This window comes from Thalassotalea eurytherma (assembly GCF_030161415.1).
GTDB classification, from domain to species: domain Bacteria; phylum Pseudomonadota; class Gammaproteobacteria; order Enterobacterales; family Alteromonadaceae; genus Thalassotalea_G; species Thalassotalea_G eurytherma.
Window position 1 is genome coordinate 74,447 of sequence record NZ_BSSU01000016.1, and the last position, 19,302, is coordinate 93,748.

The following is a 19,302-nucleotide window of genomic DNA, read 5'->3' on the forward strand; positions in this document are numbered from 1 at the left end:
CTATGAATAGCAATTATGTTGATCTAAATGGACACATTTTAACAATTGCATTGACTTTATGGGGGGATCTTAGATTAGAATACGGCACCAGTTTTATATTCAAAAAAATTGAGTATTTTTTCATCGCGTGCTCGCTGCGTGATAAAAAATAAATCTAATACAACAAAATCATAGGGGATATACGTATGGCTGACTCTAAAGCCTCTCTAAGTATTGACGGTAAAGTTATCGCTGAATTACCAATTTTAGCAGGTAGCGCAGGTAACGATGTCATTGATATCCGTACTCTAGGTGGTGCAGGTTACTTTACATATGATCCAGGCTTCTTAGCTACAGCATCATGTGAATCAGCAATTACTTACATCGATGGCGGCAATGGTGTGTTACAGCATCGCGGTTACCCTATCGCAAGCTTAGCCAATGAAGCGGATTTCTTAGAAGTTTGTTACTTACTATTAAATGGTAAAGCGCCAACGAAAGCAGAGTACGATGAATTTAAATCAATCATCACTAACCATACTATGGTTCATGAAAAGTTAGCTCACTTCTTCCAAGGCTTCTTACCTGACGCTCACCCAATGGCCATGCTTTGTGGTGTAGTAGGTGCGCTTTCATCTTTCTACCACAGTGATTTAGATATTGACGATCCGGCACAGCGTATGCGTAGTGCTCATCGCTTAATTGCTAAAATGCCAACAATTGCAGCGATGGCCTATAAATACAGCATTGGTCAACCGTTCGTATATCCACGAAATGACCTATCTTATGCAGAAAACTTCTTACACATGATGTTCTCTGTTCCTGCTGAAGAATACAAAGTAAGCGACGTTGCAGCACGAGCAATGGATCGTATCTTCACACTTCACGCAGATCACGAGCAAAACGCTTCAACATCAACTGTACGTTTAGCTGGTTCTTCAGGTGCTAACCCTTATGCATGTATTGCTGCTGGTGTTGCATCTTTATGGGGTCCTGCTCACGGTGGCGCTAACGAAGCATGTTTAAACATGTTAGAAGAAATTGGCGATGTGACACGTGTAGATGAGTTCGTTAAGAAAGCAAAAGACAAGTCTGATCCATTCCGCTTAATGGGCTTTGGTCACCGTGTTTACAAAAACTTCGATCCTCGCGCGACAGTTATGCGCGAAACATGTCATGAAGTTTTAGAAGAGCTTGGTGTAACTGATCCATTATTAGATGTTGCAATGGCATTAGAAAAAGTTGCGTTAGAAGACCCATACTTTATTGAGAAGAAACTTTACCCTAACGTAGATTTCTACTCAGGTATTATCTTGAAAGCTTTAGGTATTCCTACTAGCATGTTCACGGTAATCTTCGCCATGTCACGCACTGTAGGCTGGATTTCACACTGGGATGAAATGTTAACTCAACCGGGTCAAAAAATCGGTCGTCCACGCCAATTATACACTGGCGAAATTGATCGTGAATTTACACCATTAAAAAATAGATAATACCTCTGTTTTTTAATCGAAAAAGGCAACTTTCTAAGTTGCCTTTTTTTTGCCTGTTCTCATTTGTGATATTTTTGTATATGCTGATTATTAACTTAACTTCATTACTGGATATACTGTGCTTGAAACCATCTTAGTTGCAGATAAAAGTCCAATTTTCCGTCAGGCAATAGCCAGAATACTTATCGACTCCGGTGTTGAAAAGCAGAAGATTGCTTTTGTTGAAAGTGACGACGATGTCATGGCTTTTTTAGAGTTTACTCCAACAGATTTACTTATCTTAGGTCAACCGTATCAAGACACAGCAAATGATAACCTGCTTGCTAAGTTAGCTGAAGATAAAACATTGCCAGCCTTCACTCTGTCAAGTAAAACCAGTTTTACTAATACCAATAAAGCAATTGTTACATTAACGGGCGAACTCAATGAAAAAGCTATTCTAGATGGGCTATTTCGCCTAACAGAGCAATTTATATTTCAAACGCGATTAACAAGCATCAACAAACCAACTGAAAATATGATGTTGTCTATAGGCAAAGGTAAAATATTAATTGTTGACGATGAGCCGACTAATATTGATGTTGCCATTGGACACCTTAAAGCCCATTACAAAATTATTGCCGCTAAATCAGGTCAACAAGCATTAGAAATTGTACATAAAAATTACCAATCAATTGATGTCATCCTACTCGATATTATGATGCCTGGAATCGATGGTTTTGAAGTTTGCAAACAATTAAAGTCCCACCAAGCTACCAAACATATTCCGGTCATTTTCTTATCGGCTAAATCAGAAATAGACGATGTAGTAAAAGGCTTAAACCTTGGTGCTGTCGATTACATCATTAAGCCATTTCAGCCCCAGATCTTATTGGCACGAGTAAAAACACAGTATCAACTAGCTAGTCAGGCCAAAGCGTTAATAGCTCAAGTTCATACCCTTGAAGAAAACGTTGAATTAAGAGAAAGCATTGACCAATTAACAAGACACGATCTTAAGGGGCCTTTAGCACGCGTTTTGTTTGAAGCGAACAAAATAAACGATAGCAAGATAGCAAGATAGCTCAGGATATCAGGAGTGCAACGACTCAAGTGTTAGACATGATTAACAGCTCACTTGATGTTTATAAGATTGAACAAGGAAATTACCCGTTAAAGCCAACAACGGTTGATTTACTCAACGTTGTTAATAATGCAGTAAAAGGTACCAGTATTATTGCTGACGAAAAAAATGTTTCAATGTCGATAGAAACTATTGGTAATAACCATCATGCCTATGCCGAAGAGCTACTATGTATTGCCATTTTTAATAATATCATAAAGAACGCTATTGAAGCGGCACCTGAGTATTCAAACGTAACAATTACGTTAGAGTCTTCGCCCCGACATATTCAAGTACACAGTTTAAACAAAGGTGTGGTACCGATTGAATTGCGAGACAATTTGTTTGAGAAATTCTCTAGTTCAAATCATATTAAAGGCTCTGGTTTTGGTACATACTCTGCGAAAATTATGACAGAAGTACAAAATGGCACTATTGGTTTTGAAATCATTGATGATAATTCAACGCGGTTTACAATCACCCTACCTAACAGTGAATAAATATTCATAGAGTTCTAAAGTTCAGATTTATTCTCCTCATTAATACGTTATTTTCCTTCGCCAACTAGCTAAATATTTCATCAAACTGGTATACTACGCCGGTTTTTGGCAAGTGGAAAAAAGATGTCTGAATATCAACTACGCTTCGGTGGCATTGAACGACTTTACGGTAAAGCGGGTGCCCAAGTTATAAAAAATGCACATGTGTGTGTCATCGGTATTGGTGGCGTAGGTTCTTGGGTTGCGGAATCTCTGGCTCGTTCGGGTGTAAACCAATTAACCTTAATTGATTTAGATGATATTTGTACAACGAACACTAATCGCCAAATTCACGCACTGACATCGAGTGTTGGTGAAAGTAAAGTTGAAGTTATGGCCAACCGTATCCGTGATATCAACCCTGACTGTATCGTCAATGAAATTGAAGACTTCATTACCGACGAAAACCTTTTTGAACACATAGATGGTCGTTATGATTACTTAGTGGATGCAATAGATTCAGTAAAAATAAAATCAGCGATTATTGCCCGTTGTAAACGCATTAAACTGCCAATTGTCACTATCGGTGGCGCAGGTGGGCAAGTTGATCCAACACAAATAAAAGTAGACGATTTAAGCCGTACTTATCAGGATCCTTTGCTGGCTAAAGTACGTAATCAATTGCGTCGAGATTTTAATTTCCCCAAAAATACGAAACGTAAATTTCGCATTGATGCCGTTTACTCTACAGAACAACTTGTTTATCCAACAAACGATGGCGATATTTGCCATGCAAAACAAAGTAATGATGGTGCGATGCGATTAGATTGCAGTGGTGGCTTTGGCGCGATTACTAATGTAACGGCCAGTTTTGCCTTTTTTGCGTGTTCTATCGTATTGAAAAAGTTAATAAAGAAGCATACTACTGCGTAAGCAATTTTGATTCGGCAATACTTTTAATCTTTTCAACAATCGACAACAGCCCATTACCACGTGATGGGCTTAAATGACTTTGTAAACCTAGCTTATTAAAGTACGATTCAATATCAAACGCTAATATCTCATCTGCTGATTTACCTTGATAAGCTGCTAAGGTAACGGCCAATAATCCTCTGACAATTTTAGCGTCGCTATCGGCACTAAATTCATAACCATTAGCGGTACTTTCAGCGATTAACCAGGCCTTACTTTCACAGCCACTAATTAAACTTTCGGCGCTGCGCAAAGCCTTATCCATGCGAGCAAACTCTTTACCTAACATCATGATTTCGCGATGCTTTTTATCCCAGCTATTAGCAACGTTAAACCGCTCGATGATTTTTAATGCTTGTCCTTCTTGATGAGCACTTTCAATGACTTCAATTGATTGTTCGTTTGATAGTAAACCCTGTAGTGTGCTAACCAAAAAATCAACTTCTTGCTTAGTATTGTAAGGCGCTAACGATACTCTCAAGCATCCATCAATCGCTAAGTACTCCATCAACGGCATCGCACAGTGGTGTCCTGCTCTTATTGCAATACCTTTACTATCTAAATACGCCGCGACATCTTGATTGTGTTGATTATCGACACTAAATGAAAACAGAGGAATATCTGGCAGCCCATCAAAGAGAGGCTTAACCGCCTTTATCTGACACAATGATTGATAGGTATAACGGGTTAATTCATCGTCTTGTTTAGCTATCAAGTCTCTATGCGCTTCAATAAGCGCAATAGCATCATTAAATGCGACGACAGATGCAATGTTTGGCGTACCTGGTTCAAACTTAAAAGGCAGCTCATTAAAGCATGTACCTTTAACAAAGCTAACGGACTTAATCATTTCACCACCGGTTTGATAAACCGGCATTGCTTCTAAAATTGCTTGCTTACCATAAAGTACACCTAAACCTGTTGGCCCAAACATTTTGTGCCCAGAGAAAACGTAAAAATCACAATCGAGTTTTTGCACGTCGATACGATGATGTGCAATAGCCTGTGCACCATCAATGAGTACTTTTGCACCGACTTCTTTTGCTAAGTTGATGATAGCTTCAACAGGATTGAGCTTACCAGTGACATTTGAAATATGATTCACTGAAATGAGTTTCACGTTAGCACTTAGCTCACGCTTAAGGTGTTTAAGGTCAATAACACCCGACGATGTCAAGTTGATTGCAACAATTTCAGCGCCTGTTTCTTTGGCGATCATTTGCCAAGGTACTATATTGGCGTGATGCTCGGCCACGCTTACTAAAACCTTATCATGCTTTGTAAGGTTAGCTTTTCCCCAGCTTTGTGCAACAAGGTTTATTGCGTTAGTTGTTCCCGATGTCCATATAACTTCTTTGGTACTACGTGCATTAATGAATTGAGCAACCGCGGTACGAGATTGTTCAAATGCCGTTGTAGCTTTGGCACTAATCACATGAGAAGCACGGTGAACATTAGCATTTTGGGTTTCGTAGAAATGACTAGAGGCTTCGATAACTTTTGCTGGTTTTTGCGTGGTAGCAGCGTTATCGAAATAAACCAATGGTTTACCATAAACTTGGCTTTCAAGTAGTGGAAACTGGCAGCGAAATTCTTCTAACCTTTTCATCTCTGTCGTCATACTGTCATAAAGTAGGAGCATTATACCCAAGTTTTTAAATGGGAATGAAAAGATTCCTAAATTAGTATGTTTTAATTCGCTAAATTGATGATATCTGACTATAACTAAACATGAGTATTCTCATAGGGGTAAGCAGTATGCCACTTTATTCTTGGTTCAGTAAAAAACAACACAAAAACACAAATGATCACGCTTCTCACTCTCCAACATTTACCACTAATGAGCAAACTTGGCCAATTGCTAAGGTTAGTAAGTACCATGAAGCTAAGGCGTTAACGGCAATAAAACCGTACGTAGAAAGCAAGTCTCGTGCATTAATCACAATAGATGATACAAAGCCTTCACGTCTATCGCCCAATAACAGCTCGGGCTAAACGAAGCGTTACCTCATTGTTTTGCGTTACTCATTTACATTCGTCAAATAACTCGGCTGAAAGAAAATATTAGTATCACTATGTAACAACGTTTGATAGAGCTTAGGAATATCCATCTCAAAATAGCGCATAAAGCTTTTTTTCGGGATTGGCTTGTAGGCAAATGTTGGATTATTGATACATGTTTCACTAAAGAACAACCCTACTTCACCAACATACGATGATGGCGTACCTAAAAGCTTTCTGCCCTGCTTGAGCGTCCACAACGGTGTTGTACTTTTAATGTAAGCCCCCCAAGGTAACTTCGCTAAAAGTTGCTCTCGATTTAAGCGTGTATAGCTATCTTCAAAAACAATTACATTTTGCCCAGCGGCTTTCCCTGTCGGTTGGCAAACTTGATGATGCTTTCTTAGCGGATATTCATCGACAAAGCCAACGAAATGAGCAAGTTCATGAATAAGCACCTGAGGAGAATCTTGGCGATCAAAATACAATATGCCTTGATGAACATTGGCCCCCCCCACCGGCAACATCACAGCTAAGTAATCTGTTTTCACCTGTTGCTTAAAGAGAGAAAAAATCGTTTCATTACATAAAATTGGCTGCTTTGGCTCCATTAAACAATCAAGAACAGAAATCGGCAGGTAACGCACTTCACTGGGGCAAACAATTGATAGTAATGTATGATTTTTTAACGCATCAAGATGAGCTCTAATTTGTTGAATATCTTGAACGCTTGTGGCAAAAAACGTGACAGATTTCTCACATGAGCCAATGTCACTACTCACGACTAGCTGAGGTTTTCTATCTGCAATCGTGATTGCATGAGGTAAAGCAAAGTAAAAAATATCGGCGAGTAAACCGGTTAAATAAGGGGCCTTTGCTAGGCTATCTTGTGAAGCTAGCAATTGTTCAATAAAACTCAGAATACCTAGTTCTAGTGCTAATAACACCGTTGCTTGTTCATAACGCAACTCAGGGTGTTTTGAAAGGAATTCAAACGCCTCCTCAGGGTGTTCTTGTTCTAAAGTTAAGTTGGCATAAAGCCTTACAATATTTGCTGTGGCTGCAGGAACAGATGGTGTTAAATGAGGTGCTAACCAAAGTTTAGCTGACTGTGTATCACCTTTACCTGCATAGTAATTGGCTAACTCTATGGCAAACACTTCATCAGTTTTAGCCAACTCTTTAGTCAATGCTAACCACTTTTTCTCGCCTAATTGGTATCGTTTTCTCGTAATAACTTGCGCATGTTTTTCCTTATGTTTTAAACCTAACCCGAGTAATGATTGATAGACAGCAGTATCGGTAAGCTTTCCCGTTTCTAGTTTGACAAAGGATGAGTTGAGATAGGCCTTTAACGAAAAAGAGCTTGTTGGTATTAACACCAACAAGCTCAAACTGATAATTAACCTTAATAAAAACATACGTCTTTTAGCTTTGTGGAGCACTCGCCATTGCTTCACGCATAATTTGCAGCTCTAATTTAGCGTATCTATGCTCAACAAACTCATAAACATTGGTGCTTAGTGCAAGTTTAAAGTAATTTGCAGCTGCATTAGGCTTACCTTCAAACTGCTTGTATTTTGCTAAGTAAAAGTAGCCTTCACATAATCGATCAGCAAGCTCTCTTGAACTTGAAACATTTGCCGTCAGTGAATTAATAAAGTCTGCTTCACTTAATTGACCGGCATAAAGTCGAATAATTTGTTTTGCCCATGCTGTCTCTGAAACACCATCTAAGCGACTTTGAATACTTAATGTCGCTTGTTCAACATCAATATTACGCTCTGCTAAATATAGCCACAAAATACGGTATGGATCGCTTGCTTGCTGTTGATGAAAAACGAGTAAATCGTCAATCGCTAATTCAGATCTGCCACCGTAGTACAAGGCAATGCCGCGGTTAAGATATGCATACTCATGATTTGGCTCAAGCTCTATTGCTGAATCAAACTGCTCATAGGCCTGAATAAACTCTTGTTGCTGCGTTAAATGAATGCCTAAGAAGTTATAAGCATCAACGAGATCAGGCTTTAAACGCAATGCTCTAGTAAAGTCTAATCGAGCAAGTGAACGCAAACCCACACTGTCGTATATAACACCGCGATCATAAAACAATTGAGCTCGTTGCTCATCGGTAATGTCAGCACGGGTTAATACCTCCGACAATCTCGCAAGTGCAATTTCACTTTTATAATGAACCGTTAGGGGTTCAGCCAGCACTAATTGCTCAACAGCTGACGTAGGAGATGAAGATATACTCGAGCATGCTTGTAAGGAAAATGCTAATACAATAGCCGACAGATAAGAAAATGATTTCACAAAGGTCTCGCCGAATTAATTTTCTTCAGTATATAAAAAAGGAGACTCATTCGTCTCCTTTTATTTTACTTAATTGTTTGTTTAAGTTTATTCAGCAGGTGCTTCTGGCGCTGCTTCTTCAGCTGGCTTTTCAGCCGCTTCTTTAATACTTAAACGAACACGGCCTTGACGGTCAACTTCTAATACCTTAACAGTCACTTCTTGACCTTCAGATAATACGTCAGTTACCGCGTTAACACGCTCTTCAGAAATTTGAGAGATGTGAACTAAGCCATCTTTACCTGGTAATACGTTAACGAACGCACCGAAATCAACGATACGAACAACTTTACCTTTGTAGATAGAACCTACTTCTATTTCAGCTGTAATTGCTTTGATGCGGTCAATAGCGTCTTGTGCTTGTACGCCGTCTGTTGCAGCAATTTTTACTGTGCCATCGTCTTCAATCTCGATAGTTGTGCCTGTTTCTTCAGTAAGTTGGCGAATAGTTGCACCACCTTTACCGATAACGTCACGAATCTTATCTGAGTTGATTTTCATCGTATGGATACGAGGAGCAAATTCAGAGATGTCATCACGAGCACCATTAATTGCTTCGTCCATCGTTTTCAAGATATGGATACGAGCGCCCTTCGCTTGGTTAAGCGCAGTTTGCATAATATCTTTAGTGATACCTTCAATCTTGATATCCATTTGAAGTGCAGTAATACCTTCGTTAGTACCTGCTACTTTAAAGTCCATATCGCCTAAGTGATCTTCATCACCTAAGATATCTGAAAGAACAACGTGGCTGTCGCCTTCTTTTACTAAGCCCATTGCAATACCTGCAACAGACGCTTTAATTGGTACACCTGCGTCCATTAATGCTAATGAAGTACCACAAACAGAAGCCATTGAAGATGAACCATTTGATTCAGTGATTTCAGACACAACACGCACAGAGTACGGGAATTCTTCCATTGTAGGCATAACCGCTAAAATACCGCGCTTAGCTAAACGACCATGACCAATTTCACGACGCTTTGGTGAACCAACAAAACCAGTTTCACCTACAGAGTATGGAGGGAAGTTGTAGTGCAACATGAAGTTGTCTGTCTTCTCACCCAAAATTGTTTCGATACGCTGTGCATCACGTGCTGTACCTAACGTAGCAGTAACTAGCGCTTGAGTTTCACCACGAGTAAACACAGATGAACCGTGAGTTCTTGGTAATACACCTGTCATTACGTCTAGCGCACGAATCATCTCAGGATCACGACCATCAATACGTGGGTGACCTTGTGTGATACGACCACGTACAACTGTTTTTTCTAAGTCGTGGAATAAGTCCTTTGCTTCTTGAACATTTAATTCTGCATCTTCAGCAAGTAGCTTTTCAACAACTTCGTTACGAATTACTGCAACGCGTTCATAACGTGTAGCTTTTTCAGTAATTTGGTAAGCTTCGTTTACTTGCGCTTCTGAAAGCTCTGCAATTTTTGCTGCAAGTGCTTCGTTCTTAGCTGGCGCTTCCCAGTTCCAAGAAGGCGTATTTACTTCAGCAGCAAATTCTTTAATTGCATTTACAGCAACTTGTGATTGTTCGTGACCGTATACAACAGCGCCTAACATCACATCTTCAGATAAAACGTCAGCTTCTGATTCAACCATTAATACAGCTGCTTCAGTACCTGCAACAACTAAATCTAATTGGCTAGACTCTAATTCTGATTGTAATGGGTTCAATAAGTATTGGCCGTCTTTATAACCAACACGTGCTGCACCTACTGGACCATTAAAAGGAGCACCTGAAATAGCTAATGCTGCTGATGTACCTAATAATGAGATAATATCTGGGGCGATTTCAGGGTTTGCTGAAACAACCGTAATAATAACTTGAACTTCGTTCGTAAACCCTTCTGGGAATAATGGACGAATTGGACGGTCGATTAAACGAGCCGTTAATGTTTCTTCCTCTGAAGGACGACCTTCACGCTTGAAGAAACCGCCAGGAATTTTACCTGCAGCGTAAGTTTTCTCTTGATAGTTTACTGTTAATGGGAAGAAATCTTGCCCTTCAACAGCATCTTTTTTAGCAACAACAGACACTAATACACTTGTATCGTCCATTGAAGCCATTACAGCAGCAGTTGCTTGACGTGCAATTACACCTGTTTCTAGCGTTACGGTATGTTGACCGTATTGAAATGTTTTGGTTACCGGAGTAAACATTTATTGTATTCCTTATTTGAGACACTGATTTACCTATTTAAATCAGCTCTATTTTCTTTCATTTAATTCTGCTCGCTAATTATACTGACAAACCACTTATTTGCTAGGGATATAGCAGATTAAATGGATAGATTTCTTAAAAACTTAATTTATTTTTTTACTCGATCTAAAATCGTTTTAAATTGAGATGATCATGTTGCGTAAAATATGTAAGTTTTCGTTTAGCAACGATGAGTAATTTGAGACGTTCGATGAACAAGATTTTTAATTTGCTAATCATTCTTTCGCTATTTACGCCATGTATCACACTTGCAAAAGATGTCATATGTCCAGGCAACGACCGAACAGATTATCTAACCGAATTACTATCGCACGCACTGAGTTATAGCGAAGGCTCTTATACAACCAAAGGGTTTGGCACCGACATCCCAATTCAATACATGGTGTGACACCAGCGTGTTATGGGCGAATAAGCTCACTGCAGCCACCAGTAGTGATATGCAGGCTTATATACAATGCTACATAAAAAGCGTTTTGACTTTTTCCCTCGTTCCATTATAAAAATCGAAGGAAATTACCATGAGTTTAAGAAGCTAAATATCACAATAGAATCGTATCTTCTTATTCATTATCCAAGCGCCTATTATTTTTATGTCCGCCAAGGCAATGTTGTTCTGGCCAATGCAATTGAATCGGGTCTTAACTAAGCCTTAACTGATGGTAGCTTCGATAAACTTTTCAATAAATACTATGGCGAGATAATAAACGATGTTGCCCAGCAAAAACGTCAAGTTGTAGCGCTTGATAATCCATACCTTTCTAGTACAACACCGCTTGAGAACCCCAACTACTGGCTTACCTTTAACTAACCAACTGGTTTGACCACTTTTTAGTTTTGTGTATTATGGACAAAAGACACAAAAACAACTACCCCATGACAACAACTCAACAAGATGTCGCTATTTCCTGTCCAGACAATATATCAATCTCAGGTACCATTTATCATAGCAGTTTACCATTAAAGGGCGCTGTGATGATCGCTCCTGCTACGGGTATCAAGCAGGTCTTTTATGCGAAGTTTGCAATGTTTCTAGCTCAACAAGGGTTTGGCGTTATTACTTATGACAACCGTGGTATAGGTAAATCTTTAACGGGAAACATAAAGAAATCGAGTGCCTCACTGCAATGTTGGGGGCAACAGGATCAAACAGCCGTTCTCGATAGGTTGATGAGTGAGTTCCCTTCGACTTCATACCACTTAGTTGGCCATAGTGCTGGTGGTCAACTAGTGGGCTTAATGCCAAACAGCCATAATTTAACATCAATATTTAACTTTGCTTGTTCATCTGGCTGTCTTAAAAACATGCACTTTCCTTACGCCTTTAAAGCACAGTTTTTCATGAACCTATTCATTCCTGCTTCGAACTTAATCTTTGGCCACGCGAAATCACAATGGGTAGGTATGGGTGAGCCTTTACCAAAGCAAGTCGCAAAGCAATGGCAACATTGGTGTAATGGTCAAGGGTATGTAAAAACAGCGTTTGGCAAAACAATATTTGAACACCACTATGATGAACTAGACGTGCCATCTTTGTGGTTAAATGCTGAGGATGATGACATAGCAAACAACACGAACGTTGCTGACATGATATCGGTTTTTACCAAAGCTAAACACCGAGCACAGACTCAAGTACTATCGCCGGAATCTTATAATGTTGAAGATATAGGCCATATGAAGTTTTTTTCAAGCCAACGAAAGCAGCTTTGGCCGATTGCTATTAACTGGCTAGCCAAGCACAGCTAATTTACTATGCTCACCTAGTCGTTGATATAAATGAGTAAGTATCATAAATTTCGAACATAAAAAAAGGAGCCTTAAGGCTCCTTTTTTCTAGATTCTTATCGATTAACGACGTAAACCTAATTTAGCAATTAACGCTGAGTAACGCTCAGTGTTTTTGCGCTTCAAGTAGTCAAGTAACTTACGACGTTGGCTGACCATGCGTAATAAACCACGACGAGAGTGGTGATCATGGATGTGCTCTTTGAAGTGACCTTGAAGGTGGTTAATTTGTGTAGTTAATAAAGCAACTTGTACTTCAGGTGAACCAGTATCACCTTCTTTAACTGCGTATTCTGCAACGATAGCTGCTTTTTCTTGTGCATTTAGCGACATAACAATTCCTATAAAATAGTTAGAATTTAAAATCACATCTAGCCGATCACTAATTCAGCATAGATGAAGGAGGCGGTATTCTATCAGCCAATGACATAAAATCAAGTAATAACTGAGACGTAACCGCCTTTAAGTAAATATGATAGAAACTTAGCCTTCAGCTAGCTCTACCATTTCTTTAACGGTTATCCGTTTAGGCGCTAGCATACCGTTATCATCGACGATACCTACACCAATGAATTCAGCTTCACTGTTACTGCCATTATCGACATAAACCTGAACAAAACCTTCTAGTGGTAGCCCCTGTGCACTCACTGGATTGCCCAATCTTAGATAACGAGACGACTCTTCATCGACCACAACACTTGGAATACCTACTAACGCGGTGTTCATTGGCAATAGTAATGGATCTAGTAAGCTAGACGGCGATACATCTTGCTCTTTAGCTTGTTCAAGTAAGGCGTCAAGTTGTTCTATCGTTACCATATCTTTGCGATCATAACTGCCTACACCAACTCTGCGTAATGCACTAACATGCGCACCACAACCTAAACGTTCACCTAAATCATCTACGATGGTTCTGATATAAGTGCCTTTAGAACAATGAATTTCCATATCAACTTCATCATTTTCAAAGCGTAATACCTCTAATCGAAATACGGTTATGTCACGTGCTTCACGTTCAACTTCAATCCCTTCGCGAGCATATTTATAAAGCGGTTGCCCTTGATGCTTTAACGCCGAGTACATAGAAGGAACTTGCTTAGAGTCACCACGAAAATGTTCTAATGCTTCAGAAAGTTGACTTTCATTAACATCAACTGGCTTTTCGCTGACAACTTCACCATCAACATCGCTGGTTGTTGTTCGAATACCGAGTTTAGCGGTTACTTGGTAAGTTTTATCTGTATCAAGCAAGAATTGAGAAAACTTAGTTCCCTCACCTAAACAAATCGGTAACATGCCAGTAGCCAATGGATCTAACGCACCGGTGTGCCCTGCTTTTTGAGCGAAGTAAATACGTTTTACTCGTTGTAGAGCGGAATTAGAAGAAATGTCGTACGGTTTATCTAGCAGCACAACACCATTAACCGGGCGGCCTTTTCTGCGCTTTGCCATCGATTATTCTTCCTCGCCCTCGGTAGATAAATCTTTACCCGATCTACGAATATCTTCTTCAACGGCTTTATCAACTAATGATGTCATACGCACACCTTCAGCCATCGAGCTATCATAAACAAAGCGCAACTCCGGCATAATACGCGCCTTGATTCGCTTAGCTAACAAACTACGAATAAAGCCAGATGCTTCATTTAAAATAGTTTCAGATTCAGCTTCCGTTTGATCGCCAATCGTTAGAAAGGTTACATAAACTTTTGCGTACGCTAAATCACGCGTCACTTCGACTGCATTAACCGTTACCATACCTAAACGAGGATCTTTCACTTCACGTTGAATGATCATGGCAACTTCTTTTTGGATTTCTTGACCTACACGGTCAGTACGAGCAAATTCTCTAGCCATAGAAACTCCTATAACTTTTCAATAACTTAATTTTTTACCGAGATAAAAACGGGGGCTAAGCCCCCATTTTATTTAAACTTTTAATCCATAGTTTTAAGCTTTAGTGAATGTTAATCGCTTAAAGTACAAGGCGGACGCGCGGAGCTTGGTTTACCAAGTGAGCACGTCCAACGCCGTAATTTATGCGATTTACGCCGCTAAAATTATAAACTACGCTTAACTTCGACTGTCTCAAATACTTCGATTTGGTCGCCAACTTTTACGTCGTTGTAGTTCTTAACACCGATACCACATTCCGTTCCGTTACGAACTTCTTGTACGTCGTCTTTAAAGCGACGAAGTGACTCAAGTTCACCTTCGTAGATAACAACGTTTTCACGTAATACACGAATTGGAGCGCTACGCTTGATGATACCTTCAGTAACCATACAACCAGCAATTGCGCCAATTTTCGGTGACTTGAATACGTCGCGTACTTGAGCAAGGCCAATGATTTCTTGTTTAAACTCTGGCGCTAATAAACCACTCATCGCTTGTTTAACTTCGTCAATCAATGCGTAAATAACGCTGTAGTAACGTAAGTCAATCTTCTCAGATTCAATGACTTTACGAGCGGCCGCATCGGCACGAACGTTAAAACCAACAACAATTGCGTTTGACGCTGCAGCAAGTGACGCATCAGTCTCGGTAATACCACCCACACCTGAGCCAATAATTTTCACTTTAACTTCGTCTGTTGAAAGCTTAACTAAAGAATCTGAAATTGCTTCTAAAGAGCCTTGTACGTCAGACTTAAGTACAACATTAACTTCTGAAACATCACCTTCAGCCATGTCCGTGAACATGTTTTCAAGTTTAGACTTCTGTTGACGAGCAAGTTTCACATCGCGGAACTTACCTTGACGATATAAAGCAACTTCACGTGCTTTCTTCTCATCTTTAACAACCGTCGCTTCATCACCTGATTGTGGTACACCTGAAAGACCTAAAATCTCCACAGGAATTGACGGGCCAGCTGACTTGATTTCTTTACCAAGCTCATCGCGCATTGCACGAACACGACCGTATTCTAAACCACAAAGTACAATATCACCTTGTTTTAACGTGCCGTCTTGAACCAGAATCGTTGCAACAGGACCACGGCCCTTATCAAGTTTTGATTCAACAACAACACCGCTCGCCATTTTATCAACAACAGCAGTTAACTCTAGTACTTCAGATTGAAGTAAAACAGAATCAAGTAGTTCATCAATACCTAAACCCGTTTTTGCTGATACATGTACGAACTGAACGTCACCGCCCCAATCTTCTGGAATAACGTCGTGCTGAGATAACTCAGTTTTAACACGATCTGGGTCAGCTGTTTCTTTATCCATTTTGTTTACAGCGATAATAATTGGCGCATCAGCTGCTTTAGCATGCTGAATCGCTTCAATTGTTTGCGGCATTACACCGTCATCAGCTGCAACAACGATAATAACGATATCTGTTGCTTTAGCACCACGTGAACGCATTGATGTAAACGCAGCGTGACCAGGAGTATCTAGGAAAGTCACCATACCGTGACCAGTCTCAACATGGTATGCACCAATATGTTGAGTAATACCACCCGCTTCGCCAGCCGCTACTTTCGCTTCACGAATATAATCTAGTAATGATGTTTTACCATGGTCAACGTGACCCATAATAGTAACAACTGGAGCACGTGTAATTGCTTCACCTGTATCACCACGGTCAGAAAGTACAGCTTCTTCAAGTGCGTTTTCTTTGACTAAGACAACGGTACGGCCCATTTCTTCTGCAACTAATGCTGCAGTTTCTTGGTCAATCACTTGGTTAATGGTCGCCATCGCGCCCATTTTGAACATCACTTTAACAACTTCAGCGCCTTTAACAGACATTTTGTTTGCTAAGTCAGCGACAGAAATTGTTTCACCAATACGTACTTCTTGCATTTTTGCTTCAACAGGCTTTTGGAAACCGTGCTTTAAGCTTTGTGGTGCAGAAAGTGTATTTTTGCCACGCTGGTTACGACCACCGCGAGCATTTTTATCAGCTTGTTTTTTCTTTTTCTTACGACGACCGCGACTTTCATCAGCTGAGTCAACTTTATCTTCAGCTTCTTGTGCGTATTTAGAAGACGTTAAGTGAACAACATCGTTCTCATGCTTTTTACGTTCTTCTTCTTGCGCTTTCCAGCGAGCTTCGTTTTCTTCAGCAAGCTTGCGAGCTTCTTCTGCTGATTTACGCGCCTCTTCTTCAGCTTTAGCTTTCGCTTCTGCTTCTTGCGCTAAACGAATCTTTTTCGCTTCGTCAGATTCAATTGGCTTTTCTTCAGTTTTAACGCCAGCATCAATTTCTTTAGCTTTTGCTTTAGACGCTTCTTTTGCTTTTGCTTCTGCTTCAGCTCTAGCTTGCGCTGCAGCTTCAGCCGCTTCTTTTTCAGCAGCTTCAGCTTTTGCTTTTGCTTCTGCTGCAGCTTGTGCTTCTGCTGCAGCTTTTGCTTCTGCTTCTTCCGCTGCTTTTGCCTCTGCTTCAGCGATTTGCTGTTCTTCTACATCGCTACGTTTTACGTAAGTGCGCTTTTTACGGACTTCTACTTGTACCGATTTAGCTTTGCTACCTGAGCCTACAGATAAAGTCGTTTTCTTTTTACGACTTAATGTCATTTTGCTCGGCTGCGCTGCTGAATCATCACCATGTTGCTTTTTCAAATGCTCAAGCAAGGTTTCTTTCTCATGTTCAGTCACTGAGTCAGTAATGGATTTACTGATACCTGCGTCAGCTAATTGGGTCACCAAACGATCCGCCGGTGTTCCGATTTCTTTGGCAAGTTGTTCAACTGTTACTTCTGCCATCTATAAATTTCTCCCGGCGTTATCTATTCTTCACTAAACCAGCACACATTGCGTGCAGCCATGATTAACTCACCGGCTTTGGTTTCATCTAATTCTTCAATATCGATAAGATCATCTATACCTTGTTCGGCTAGATCTTCTAACGTACGAATACCTTTACTTGCGAATACATAAGCTAAGTGCTTATCTAAACCTTCTAACGCTAATAAATCTTCAGCAGGCTCTGCATCTTCAAGTGTTTCTTCACTTGCTAATGCTTGGGTTGTTAATGCTGCTTTGGCACGTTCACGTAATTCTTCAACGATATCTTCGTTCATACCGTCAATTTCAAGTATTTCAGCTGCAGGTACATAAGCGATTTCTTCTAATGAAGAAAAGCCTTCATCTACTAAAATTGTTGCGAAGTCATCATCAATATCTAACTTATCAGTGAATAAATTTATCACTTTGTCGTTTTCAGCTTGATGCTTCTCATTCATGTCATCAACAGTCATTACGTTTAATTCCCAGCCTGTAAGCTGGCTCGCTAAACGAATGTTTTGACCGCTGCGACCAATAGCCATCGCTAAATTGCCTTCTTCTACAGCAATATCCATTGTGTGTTGATCTTCATCAACAATGATAGACGCCACTTCAGCAGGTGCCATTGCGTTAATAACAAATTGTGCTGGGTTGTCATCGTATAATACGATATCAACACGTTCGCCGCCTAGCTCACCAGAAACAGCCTGTACACGTGAACCACGCATACCAACACAAGCACCAACTGGGTCTAAACGCTTGTCGTTACTTTTCACAGCGATTTTCGCACGAGAACCTGGATCGCGAGCTGCGCCCTTGATTTCAAGCATCTCTTCGCCAATTTCTGGTACTTCAACGCGGAATAACTCAATTAACATTTCAGGCTTAGTGCGGCTGACAAATAATTGAGCGCCACGCGCTTCTGGTTTGATTGCATATAACAAACCACGAACACGGTCACCAGGACGGAAAACTTCGCGCGGTAACATATCGTCGCGATAAATAATCGCTTCAGCGTTGTTACCTAAATCTAAAATAATGCTATCGCGAGATGCTTTTTTAACAACTCCAGTGATTAGCTCACCTACTTGGTCTTGGTATGCATCAACAATTAAGCCACGCTCAGCTTCACGTACTTTTTGTACGATCACTTGTTTAGCTGTTTGTGTCGTAATACGGTCAAACTTGACAGACTCAATTTGCTCTTCAATGTAATCACCAAGGTTGAGTGACTCATCTTCAAACTGTGCTGCTGAAAGCGTCATTTCTGCATATGGGTTTTCAGCTTCTTGATCATCGGCAACAACTAACCAACGACGGAAAGTATCAAACTCACCTGTTTTACGGTCAATGCTAACGCGTACAACGATATCGCCGTCATACTTCTTTTTAGTAGCTGTTTCTAAAGCAGTTTCCATCGCCTGAAAAATACTTTCACGTGGTAATGCCTTTTCGTTTGAAACTGCATCAACAACTAGTAATACTTCCTTACTCATGTTACCTAGCCTTTAATCTATTAATTCTTAAAACTTAGCGACAAGGTTTGCCTTGTCAATGTTGCCGACAACTAACGGATAAGCTTCGCCGTCTACCACAACATGCAATGTGTCGTTCTCAATACTTTCTAAAATACCTTTGAATTTACGACGTCCGTTCAAAGGTATTGATAATTTCACTTGAACTGTTTCACCAAGTACCGCTTGATAATGTTCAAGGGTAAATAAAGGACGATCTACGCCCGGTGAAGACACTTCGAGGTTATATTCACTGCTAATTGGGTCTTCTACGTCTAGAATTGCGCTAACTTGTCGACTAACTTCCGCGCAATCATCTACATCGATGCCATTTTCATGATCAATATACAAACGCAAAACAGAATTATTGCCCGCAGCAATAAATTCTAATCCTAATAGTTCCTTACCGGTTTCTTCTACCGCAGGGCGCAACATATCAGTTAGTTGATGTTCAAACTTAGCCAATCACATTCTCCAAAAACAAAAAAAGGGCATATAGCCCAGCGAATAAAGTCATGCTGTTATTATAGTCGATGTTCAGAATTCAACTATAAAAAAACCCCAACGTTGGGGCCTTATCCACTGAACCCATTTGAATCGAAAGTAAAGTCTGCAGTTTCGATTCATACATTCGCCTCAACCTAAAGGGAAAT

17 protein-coding genes are annotated in these 19,302 nt (G+C 40.2%); 7 read left to right on the forward strand and 10 right to left on the reverse strand.

Going from position 1 to position 19,302, the window contains the following annotated elements; all coding sequences use genetic code 11:
• Window positions 1-185: 185 nt before the first annotated feature.
• The 4 genes from QQK02_RS15340 to tcdA all read left to right on the forward strand — a co-directional run bounded on the left by QQK02_RS15340 (window position 186) and on the right by tcdA (window position 3,986).
• On the forward strand, window positions 186-1,472 hold the full coding sequence (locus QQK02_RS15340; RefSeq protein ID WP_284209010.1) for a citrate synthase: 1,287 nt from the start codon (window positions 186-188) through the stop codon (window positions 1,470-1,472).
• A gap of 118 nt (window positions 1,473-1,590) precedes the next feature.
• Window positions 1,591-2,535 (forward strand): response regulator, encoded by a 945-nt coding sequence (locus tag QQK02_RS15345; RefSeq protein ID WP_284209011.1) that lies wholly within the window; start codon window positions 1,591-1,593, stop codon window positions 2,533-2,535.
• 38 nt (window positions 2,536-2,573) lie between these two features.
• On the forward strand, window positions 2,574-3,074 hold the full coding sequence (locus tag QQK02_RS15350; RefSeq protein WP_284209012.1) for a sensor histidine kinase: 501 nt from the start codon (window positions 2,574-2,576) through the stop codon (window positions 3,072-3,074).
• A gap of 123 nt (window positions 3,075-3,197) precedes the next feature.
• A complete protein-coding gene (gene tcdA, locus QQK02_RS15355; protein ID WP_284209013.1) occupies window positions 3,198-3,986 on the forward strand; it encodes a tRNA cyclic N6-threonylcarbamoyladenosine(37) synthase TcdA in 789 nt (262 codons plus the stop codon).
• On the opposite strand, the gene QQK02_RS15360 is transcribed toward tcdA, so the two are convergent.
• Window positions 3,976-5,634, reverse strand: a complete 1,659-nt coding sequence (locus QQK02_RS15360) for a SufS family cysteine desulfurase (protein WP_284209014.1) — start codon at window positions 5,632-5,634, stop codon at window positions 3,976-3,978. The two genes, tcdA and QQK02_RS15360, sit on opposite strands and share 11 nt — an antisense overlap.
• 149 nt (window positions 5,635-5,783) lie before the next feature.
• On the opposite strand from QQK02_RS15360, the gene QQK02_RS15365 reads away from it, so the two are divergent.
• Window positions 5,784-6,020: a hypothetical protein gene (locus tag QQK02_RS15365; RefSeq protein WP_284209015.1), complete on the forward strand. Its 237-nt coding sequence runs from the start codon at window positions 5,784-5,786 to the stop codon at window positions 6,018-6,020.
• A gap of 26 nt (window positions 6,021-6,046) precedes the next feature.
• On the opposite strand, the gene QQK02_RS15370 is transcribed toward QQK02_RS15365, so the two are convergent.
• From QQK02_RS15370 to pnp, 3 genes are all read right to left on the reverse strand, one after another.
• Entirely contained in the window at window positions 6,047-7,447 is a 1,401-nt protein-coding gene (locus tag QQK02_RS15370; protein ID WP_284209016.1) for a hypothetical protein, read from the reverse strand.
• 7 nt (window positions 7,448-7,454) lie between these two features.
• The gene (gene nlpI, locus QQK02_RS15375; RefSeq protein ID WP_284209017.1) at window positions 7,455-8,345 is read right to left on the reverse strand and encodes a lipoprotein NlpI; all 891 of its coding nucleotides are present in this window, start codon (window positions 8,343-8,345) and stop codon (window positions 7,455-7,457) included.
• An 87-nt stretch (window positions 8,346-8,432) separates the two neighbouring features.
• Complete coding sequence (gene pnp / locus QQK02_RS15380; protein ID WP_284209019.1) at window positions 8,433-10,556, reverse strand: polyribonucleotide nucleotidyltransferase; 2,124 nt, start codon at window positions 10,554-10,556, stop codon at window positions 8,433-8,435.
• Window positions 10,557-10,807: 251 nt separating this feature from the next.
• Between pnp and QQK02_RS15385 the strand changes: the two genes are divergently transcribed.
• Window positions 10,808-11,005 (forward strand): hypothetical protein, encoded by a 198-nt coding sequence (locus tag QQK02_RS15385; RefSeq protein WP_284209020.1) that lies wholly within the window; start codon window positions 10,808-10,810, stop codon window positions 11,003-11,005.
• Between the two features lie 485 nt (window positions 11,006-11,490).
• Window positions 11,491-12,360 carry an alpha/beta hydrolase family protein gene (locus QQK02_RS15390; RefSeq protein ID WP_284209022.1) on the forward strand — a complete coding sequence of 290 codons (870 nt, stop codon included), beginning with the start codon at window positions 11,491-11,493 and terminating at the stop codon, window positions 12,358-12,360.
• Between the two features lie 102 nt (window positions 12,361-12,462).
• Here the strand turns inward: QQK02_RS15390 and rpsO are convergent, their stop codons facing one another.
• The 6 genes from rpsO to rimP all read right to left on the reverse strand — a co-directional run bounded on the left by rpsO (window position 12,463) and on the right by rimP (window position 19,114).
• Entirely contained in the window at window positions 12,463-12,732 is a 270-nt protein-coding gene (gene rpsO / locus QQK02_RS15395) for a 30S ribosomal protein S15 (protein ID WP_284209023.1), read from the reverse strand.
• A gap of 150 nt (window positions 12,733-12,882) precedes the next feature.
• The gene (gene truB / locus QQK02_RS15400) at window positions 12,883-13,851 is read right to left on the reverse strand and encodes a tRNA pseudouridine(55) synthase TruB (protein WP_284209024.1); all 969 of its coding nucleotides are present in this window, start codon (window positions 13,849-13,851) and stop codon (window positions 12,883-12,885) included.
• A 3-nt stretch (window positions 13,852-13,854) separates the two neighbouring features.
• On the reverse strand, window positions 13,855-14,256 hold the full coding sequence (rbfA, locus tag QQK02_RS15405; protein WP_284209025.1) for a 30S ribosome-binding factor RbfA: 402 nt from the start codon (window positions 14,254-14,256) through the stop codon (window positions 13,855-13,857).
• 203 nt (window positions 14,257-14,459) lie between these two features.
• A complete protein-coding gene (gene infB, locus QQK02_RS15410; RefSeq protein WP_284209026.1) occupies window positions 14,460-17,114 on the reverse strand; it encodes a translation initiation factor IF-2 in 2,655 nt (884 codons plus the stop codon).
• A 23-nt stretch (window positions 17,115-17,137) separates the two neighbouring features.
• Complete coding sequence (gene nusA, locus QQK02_RS15415; RefSeq protein WP_284209027.1) at window positions 17,138-18,631, reverse strand: transcription termination factor NusA; 1,494 nt, start codon at window positions 18,629-18,631, stop codon at window positions 17,138-17,140.
• A gap of 27 nt (window positions 18,632-18,658) precedes the next feature.
• Window positions 18,659-19,114 (reverse strand): ribosome maturation factor RimP, encoded by a 456-nt coding sequence (gene rimP, locus QQK02_RS15420; RefSeq protein WP_284209028.1) that lies wholly within the window; start codon window positions 19,112-19,114, stop codon window positions 18,659-18,661.
• Window positions 19,115-19,302: the final 188 nt, after the last annotated feature.

Coding starts and splice junctions, on each gene's coding strand:
- QQK02_RS15340 (WP_284209010.1), top strand. CDS start 186: ATGGCTGACTCTAAAGCCTCTCTAAGTATTGACGGTAAAGTTATCGCT.
- QQK02_RS15350 (WP_284209012.1), top strand. CDS start 2,574: ATGATTAACAGCTCACTTGATGTTTATAAGATTGAACAAGGAAATTAC.
- tcdA (WP_284209013.1), top strand. CDS start 3,198: ATGTCTGAATATCAACTACGCTTCGGTGGCATTGAACGACTTTACGGT.
- QQK02_RS15360 (WP_284209014.1), bottom strand. CDS start 5,634: ATGAAAAGGTTAGAAGAATTTCGCTGCCAGTTTCCACTACTTGAAAGC.
- QQK02_RS15365 (WP_284209015.1), top strand. CDS start 5,784: ATGCCACTTTATTCTTGGTTCAGTAAAAAACAACACAAAAACACAAAT.
- QQK02_RS15370 (WP_284209016.1), bottom strand. CDS start 7,447: ATGTTTTTATTAAGGTTAATTATCAGTTTGAGCTTGTTGGTGTTAATA.
- pnp (WP_284209019.1), bottom strand. CDS start 10,556: ATGTTTACTCCGGTAACCAAAACATTTCAATACGGTCAACATACCGTA.
- QQK02_RS15385 (WP_284209020.1), top strand. CDS start 10,808: ATGAACAAGATTTTTAATTTGCTAATCATTCTTTCGCTATTTACGCCA.
- QQK02_RS15390 (WP_284209022.1), top strand. CDS start 11,491: ATGACAACAACTCAACAAGATGTCGCTATTTCCTGTCCAGACAATATA.
- rpsO (WP_284209023.1), bottom strand. CDS start 12,732: ATGTCGCTAAATGCACAAGAAAAAGCAGCTATCGTTGCAGAATACGCA.
- truB (WP_284209024.1), bottom strand. CDS start 13,851: ATGGCAAAGCGCAGAAAAGGCCGCCCGGTTAATGGTGTTGTGCTGCTA.
- rbfA (WP_284209025.1), bottom strand. CDS start 14,256: ATGGCTAGAGAATTTGCTCGTACTGACCGTGTAGGTCAAGAAATCCAA.
- infB (WP_284209026.1), bottom strand. CDS start 17,114: ATGGCAGAAGTAACAGTTGAACAACTTGCCAAAGAAATCGGAACACCG.
- nusA (WP_284209027.1), bottom strand. CDS start 18,631: ATGAGTAAGGAAGTATTACTAGTTGTTGATGCAGTTTCAAACGAAAAG.